Origin of the sequence: Cohnella luojiensis (assembly GCF_004564235.1) — a bacterium.
In the GTDB taxonomy this organism is placed as follows: domain Bacteria; phylum Bacillota; class Bacilli; order Paenibacillales; family Paenibacillaceae; genus Cohnella; species Cohnella luojiensis.
Genome location: NZ_SOMN01000063.1, coordinates 1 through 6734, shown reverse-complemented (window position 1 = coordinate 6734; position 6734 = coordinate 1). Strand labels below are relative to the sequence as shown.

The window sequence follows — 6734 nt, the reverse complement described above, 5'->3', positions numbered from 1 at the left end:
TCTTAAATGCTTCCGCCTCCAGCGATCAATCCATTGATTTAAAGCCCTTCCCCCTCCCCCCGTTTTTGTTTGTAATGCTTCGAAGAATCGACAAATTAAGCCCTTCTTGCCCTAAGTTTTGGTATAATATAACTATAAATGTGGTTCACTTGTTCGTGAGTGTATTGTTTTGAGCAATACGAACACTGATATCGTAAAGTACTGTTAATACAATAATTTACAGAGGGCGATTACCATTAGAAGAACTTATTATTCATCTAGAAATAAAACAAGGAAAGTCGAAATTCAACAAATCTATCAACAGTTACAGAGTTTATTCTTTTATTATTTAGAAAGATCCTTTTTTAAAGAAAATCTAGATATGATTTCTCAAAATACATGTACGAATGCAAATCATCGAGCGATGATTGAAATAAGATTTATGCCTTTTCCTATTCACAAGTGGGAACCGACGGACATTACTGAAGACAATATATTCGATACTATTGAGTTTTTATACCATCACATTTCCAAACCAGGAGAATTGGAATATATAACAACCGAAACAGGATTCAACTATCAGGATTATATTGATTATGATGCAGAACAAGGAAAACAAGAGTTTAGAGATGAAGTGAATCTTATTATTTGTGATTATGGTGAAGGATTAGAGTTATTATCTAATGGGGAAATTCAAGCAATTGGTAAACATGGGCTAGAAGAAATATTAAATGCAGAAGTGCCTGAATATGATTACTCAAATATTGACGAAAAAGTTAAAGATGCAATTAGTAAATGGAAAAATAGAAATTTAGATATTAATGAAAGAAAACAAGCGGTGGTAGACCTTGCAAATGTGTTTGAATGGCTAAAGAAAACAGAGAAATTATCGCAAATACTGGATAAGAAAGATGAAAATGCACTTTTTGAAATTGCAAATAATTTCAGTTTGAGACATCATAATCCAAATCAAAAAAGTAATTATGATAAGAACATCTGGTATTCATGGATGTTTCATTTTTATCTAGCTACATATCATGCTGTTATTAGGAGCATTAAGAAAAAAGAAATAGATTAATCGAAGATGATTTTTACCAACACCATATTCAAGCATTGGAGTATTTGCCCTTTGTCCAGAATATAGAAAGAAATGATTCGAATTTGAATTTTCAGTAGTCCAGAAGCAGATTCAGCCGGACATAGCCACATTATTTTAACGCATCGTGTGGTGGGACTTCGTGAATTCAGGAACGTTAAAAGAACGGAGAAATAAAGAATGGATAGCTACCCATTAGATTTTATGTACCCAATAGCGAAAATTTCTCCTGAACAATTTGAAATGTTGGTTTTAAGGAAATTTAAGGAGTCCTATCCTCACGCTGATTTTACTCACAGAGAAAATATTAGCGGGGTTGATGGTGAATATAACATTGATTTAGCAATTAGATTTGAGGAATTAGGAGTTAATTTCCTTGTTCTCGTTGAATGTAAATACCATAAGAATCCCATTAAAAGAGACTATATCCAAATACTCAAAGATAAAGTTGAGTCAATTGGTGCCCAAAAAGGAATAATTATTTCATCCAGTTCATTTCAATTAGGTGCGATTAATTATGCAAAAGCTCATAATATAGCACTTATAAGACTAATAAATGATGAATTTATATATGAAAGAAGATGTCGGGATTTTACTAATAAAATCAAGGTACCTGGAATTTTATCAGGTAACGTATCAATGAAATGGATTGAATCAACAGGTGAAACAAGTCTTACAAGTAAAATAATCGATAACTTTAACGAAGTATTAGTGTTTGTAAAAAATTGAAAAACCTTGTCGAGCACCTTATTCACAATTCGAGGTATTCAGTTCCCGATCCAGCAGGGGATAAATGTTGGTTCGGGATGTAATGTGATTGGCAATAGCAGAGAATAGAAATAATTTGTCGGACACATTGGCACTGACTAACTGCGTAAGCGCAGTTGGAGACTTTATGGCCTTAAGTTGGTGGGACGCTGTAGGTACAAGAGTGTAATTGAAATTGCTAATGTATGAACAAATAGAGGTGCTTTTAATGAATGACATTAGAAGGTCTGTGTACACAGATGATCAACAAAATGAAGAAGAATCTAGGATTCATCTTAGTTACCATCTGAATAGACTAGGATGGAAATTTCGTGATTTGTCTCAGGATAATGATATTGATGGTGAAATTGAAGTGTTTGATCCTGTGGATAGACAAACCTCAGGGAAATTTATAAAAGTTCAGATTAAATCGATTAGCAGCACCAGTATCAAGGATGGAATTATTTCCTATCCTTGCCCAATAAAATTTCTGCACTTTTGTGATGTTTGTGATATACCCGTAGTCCTAATACTTTACGATGTTGATGCAAAAGAAGCCTATTGGTTATGGGTTCAATATTACTTGTATAACAAACTGGACAGAGAAAATACCTCTTGGAGAGGCAATATATCATTTGTCACAGTAAAGTTTTTAATTAATGATATTGTATCATTTACATCTGCTTCATTTGAGTCAAACTTAAAAAATATAGCGTACACTGGTACAAATGAAATTACACAACTTCGAAAATCTCTTACTTTTCAAAGATATTACACTTTGGTGGCTGAAGAAGATATTTCTACCCCGATTGCAAAAAGAATTTCAGCAAAACTACTGGTGGAAGCTTCTTTTTCCTCTTCTAAAGATGCAATGAGGGTATTAATACCAAAAATTAATGAGCAGCTACTGTACAGTGAACATCCAAGTACAACAAATTTTCATGACATTCATAAGCCGTGTGATGTAATCGTTATGTTTTTCTATAATGATATAAAGCAAATCAATCATGGACTGCCGTTTTGTAGAACTCAATGGATTAATGAAGAACTATCAATCAAACCGAACACTATATCACCTGATGAATATATCGATTCAATAGGTATCAAGTGGGAAACGATGCACGAGATGTTTTCTGATCTAATACCAAATAATTCGATGAATAAAGGCCAGTACTTAAGGTTGGCGGAATTTACTTATGATAATTTTTATAGAATCTTATCTGCAATTCAGGTGAGCTTTAGATTATATAAAAGAAATCAAATAGATTTCATCTCGCTAAAGAAAAATATGAACACTTATAAATCCCAATTAGATGAATATTATTTTGCATTTTCTGAACGTGGTTATCCCCCTTTTGATTGTACAGAATTAGATAAGGTCTTGCTCGAATTCATATCTGCTATCCATGATCTTGGTCTGTATTCGGTTAATTCAGATCGAAATGAACAGAACGAAGCCTGGCTAATTAATAATTGTATTGAAAGGGCTATTAAACAAATCCCTATATATGATTATGAAAAAAGTAAAATTAGATAAAGTCTAGATCAACAACTTCTACGCCCTCGGCTATCAAAAGATTAATCAAAGAATGCGTACTTAGTTAATATGCTGCCTTGACCTACGATATAAGCTATCTAAAGATGGGACGTGTGTTTTTAGAAAATCATCTAGTTAATGCTTCTCACAACTAAGAGGTGCCCTCGTAGTATATATCCATTTCGCCGGAGGAAGTTACATGAGAAAAGGATTTCCGTCTTTTTTTGAACATATGACTGGTCAACAACGCTTGTTTGCTTTCGTTTTTATTATTTCTGTAATGTCCATATTAATTGCATCATGGACCGAGAAACTCCCTATGATTTCAGTAGCGATTATTTTGATCTTGTGGTTAACAAAGACGATATGGCTGCCACATGGGTACGGAACCATACTAATTCGTAGAATATCATTAGGAATCGTCTCTCTTGTCGCAACATCTTCATTGTTATGGGGGTCAATTTTAGAGTCCGTTCTTTTAAAACCTCTCTATGTATTTTTACAGAGAATTTTTCCATTTTTTCACGAAATACCTCTGCCGAATGAAGACCTATACAAATGGACTCTCCTTTTTGTATTAATTGGAGTATTTATCGTTAATTTTTTCACTAGAGACAATACAGTAATGAGAGAATTACCTGCAACTGTTGAAAATGAATTCCCGGAAAAAAATTTTAAGCACTTACGTCATGAATTATGCATTTCACTTAAAAATGATATAGAAAAACTTAATAAAGAGTTAAATTGGAATGAACAGTATTACACATCTCTTGAAGCAGAGGTTGCTGTTGTTAAAAATAATAAAAAAGAAAAAAGAATATGTGATCTTTTAGCAGCTTTGCGTTCTGATACTGAAAGCAAGATTTTTTTGTTACTAGGCGATCCTGGATCCGGTAAAAGTCTTGCTTTAAGAAAGTTATGTTTTAAACTACTTAATGAAGTATCACAAACTAATAAAGTACCAATATATATTAACCTAAAGGAATGGGAGATCCCTTATAACCTCACTGTTGAACCTCTCCCTTCTTCATCGGATATTTACAAATCTCTTAATCAATTTGTACTCAAAAACTTGAAGGAGCGCCTTTGGGATCGTGTCTCTGAAAAGTTCCTCGACCGCTACTTCGAACCTATGCTGGAAAATGGCATGTTCTTTATTATTCTTGATTCATTCGATGAAATTCCAGCCGTTTTAGATGCAAACGAATCATCGCAAATCATTCGTATATTGTCGGATGTGATTTACAGATTCATTGGAGGCACGTATAACTCTAGAGGGGTACTCGCATCTCGATATTTTCGAAAACCAACGGATTCTTCGCAAGAAGCAAAGGCATTACTAGAGATTAGACCATTTACCGAAAGTAAAATCCGTCAAACATTAGAGAATAGTTTGAGTTATTCTCCAGACAAACTTATAAAAAAAATTTTTAAGGACCGTCCAGAATTTGTGCCTTTAGCTCGAAACCCGTTTACTATCTCGCTTATAACAAATTATGCGAATAATAACCAAAATAAATTGTCTGAGAACCAATATGAGTTATTTACCAGTTATCTTAATGATCGTTTAGCAGAAAATACGGAATATTACGAGAAATACCATGTTACACAAGAAGAGGTAATTGAAACTTCATCAGTTATAGCTGAGTTTATGTTTACAAACCCAAAATATGGACTAGAAGCACCTGTTGAGGAGATTATTAAAAATTTGCCTGATTATAATGTCGAAGCTACTATAAACATTCTTATTCGTAATCGATTAGGTAGAGTTGGATCAAGCTATGAGAAAAGATTTAGCTTCGTACATCGAAGATTTAGTGAATATTTTGTTGCAAAACGATTAATTGAAAATCCAAATGAAGTAAATATCGAATCAATAGCAAATGATGCACGTTGGAGGGATGTGCTTGTTTTGTATTGCGAACTGGCCGATAAAAAAGAGGCCGAACGTATTGCCCTTTTTTGTTGGAGCGAGATTGAAAAAATAACTATTGGCAATGTGCAAATCGGCGATTCTCAATTTATTAGAGGAATTCACTGTTTACGTTTTCTAACTGAGGCTTTTCGATCACGTCTTGAGTGTATCTCAAGTTTTCGTAATAAATTGGCTACATTTATAGATCAACAAATAAAAAATAAAGAAAATCTGCTGGAAATTAAACTTGCAGTAGAAGCAGTTGGATTATTAGAAAATGAGCAAATTGACGACGTCATAATCAAATCATTTCATCATAATAATGAATGGATTAACGAAACAGCATTTAAGTCATGCAGACATTTACCCGAACTTAGCGACCGACTTCAGGATAGATTAAAGCGCTACATTGATTCTATTCAGACAGTGGATTTTTACATTCAGAAAAAGGATCTTCTATTTTCCTTGAGTTTATCAAATGGGTTCCATGCAGTGCTTAATTTTTGTCGAGCTCGTGTTTATGATATTCAAATTGTAGTGACAACGTTGTTCGGTGTTCTAATAGTATCTCCAACCATGATTATAGCTTTATGTATATTAGCACTAATATACAAGTCCATTTTTTTATTAATAGAAATTGGCAGCCGCAAGCATGTATCTCCTCCTACTATACTGGAAATTCCCAATATTATACGAATTAATGCGGTTCTTATTATAATTACATCTGCATTTTCAGGTAATTTTACTGACCCAAGTAAGATTGATCCACTATCCATTCTGCTTCAAATCACAAATGAAACATATATTAGTGGTGGGTTGATGTTTTCAATTTTCCTACTGTTTATCCTGCTAATGATACCTTGGTATCAAATCAAATTTTATATTCCACTAGTAATAAAAAATTGGGAGAAAAAATATTGGATTTTATTGTTGATTCTTGCTCTTTCTCCTGTCCCTTTTGTAATAATTAAACCTGTTGTTGAGCAACTACCAGTTTATGTAACCGGCTTTCTTTTTTTATTGGCATTATGCACTATTTTTATTGTTTTAATGGTTACTATTTTGAGAGGATGGATCTCTTATCACAGGGATGTAAAAAATCTTAAAAGGTTATCTTTTCATACAGATTTTATAGATAGAAGATTAATTGAAGAACATCTATCGATTTTTCAAACGTCGCGGGGGCGATTTGAGTATACAAAAAAGCTATTTGACCAAAATCTACCTATCAGAGGATCTTGGAGCAATGGACGTGTACCATATTTCACTAATGAATCTGCAAGTACTGAACTTGCAAAACTTGAAGAAAAATCTCTAGGATTTGCTCGATGATAAAGCCGTTTTATTGCATATGTAAGGGCTTATTTTGTCGATTCTTCGAAGCATTACAAACAAAAACGGGGGGAGGGGGAAGGGCTTTAAATCAATGGATTGATCGCTGGAGGCGGAAGCATTTAAGA

4 protein-coding genes are annotated in these 6734 nt (G+C 33.5%); all 4 read left to right on the top strand.

What is annotated here, in order from left to right:
• Nucleotides 1–361: 361 nt before the first annotated feature.
• The 4 genes from E2980_RS23435 (at nucleotide 362) to E2980_RS23420 (ending at nucleotide 6606) form a co-directional block, all read left to right on the top strand.
• Nucleotides 362–1057, top strand: a complete 696-nt coding sequence (locus E2980_RS23435; RefSeq protein ID WP_135154628.1) for a hypothetical protein — start codon at nucleotides 362–364, stop codon at nucleotides 1055–1057.
• Between the two features lie 198 nt (nucleotides 1058–1255).
• Nucleotides 1256–1804, top strand: a complete 549-nt coding sequence (locus E2980_RS23430) for a restriction endonuclease (RefSeq protein ID WP_135154627.1) — start codon at nucleotides 1256–1258, stop codon at nucleotides 1802–1804.
• A 247-nt stretch (nucleotides 1805–2051) separates the two neighbouring features.
• A complete protein-coding gene (locus tag E2980_RS23425; RefSeq protein WP_167747238.1) occupies nucleotides 2052–3359 on the top strand; it encodes a DUF4365 domain-containing protein in 1308 nt (435 codons plus the stop codon).
• Nucleotides 3360–3558: 199 nt separating this feature from the next.
• Nucleotides 3559–6606: an NACHT domain-containing protein gene (locus tag E2980_RS23420; RefSeq protein WP_135154625.1), complete on the top strand. Its 3048-nt coding sequence runs from the start codon at nucleotides 3559–3561 to the stop codon at nucleotides 6604–6606.
• Nucleotides 6607–6734 lie beyond the last annotated feature (128 nt).

Bases quoted from the DNA above. Each gene is read 5' to 3' on its own strand.
- E2980_RS23435 (WP_135154628.1), top strand. From the start codon at position 362: ATGATTTCTCAAAATACATGTACGAATGCAAATCATCGAGCGATGATT.
- E2980_RS23430 (WP_135154627.1), top strand. From the start codon at position 1,256: ATGGATAGCTACCCATTAGATTTTATGTACCCAATAGCGAAAATTTCT.
- E2980_RS23425 (WP_167747238.1), top strand. From the start codon at position 2,052: ATGAATGACATTAGAAGGTCTGTGTACACAGATGATCAACAAAATGAA.
- E2980_RS23420 (WP_135154625.1), top strand. From the start codon at position 3,559: ATGAGAAAAGGATTTCCGTCTTTTTTTGAACATATGACTGGTCAACAA.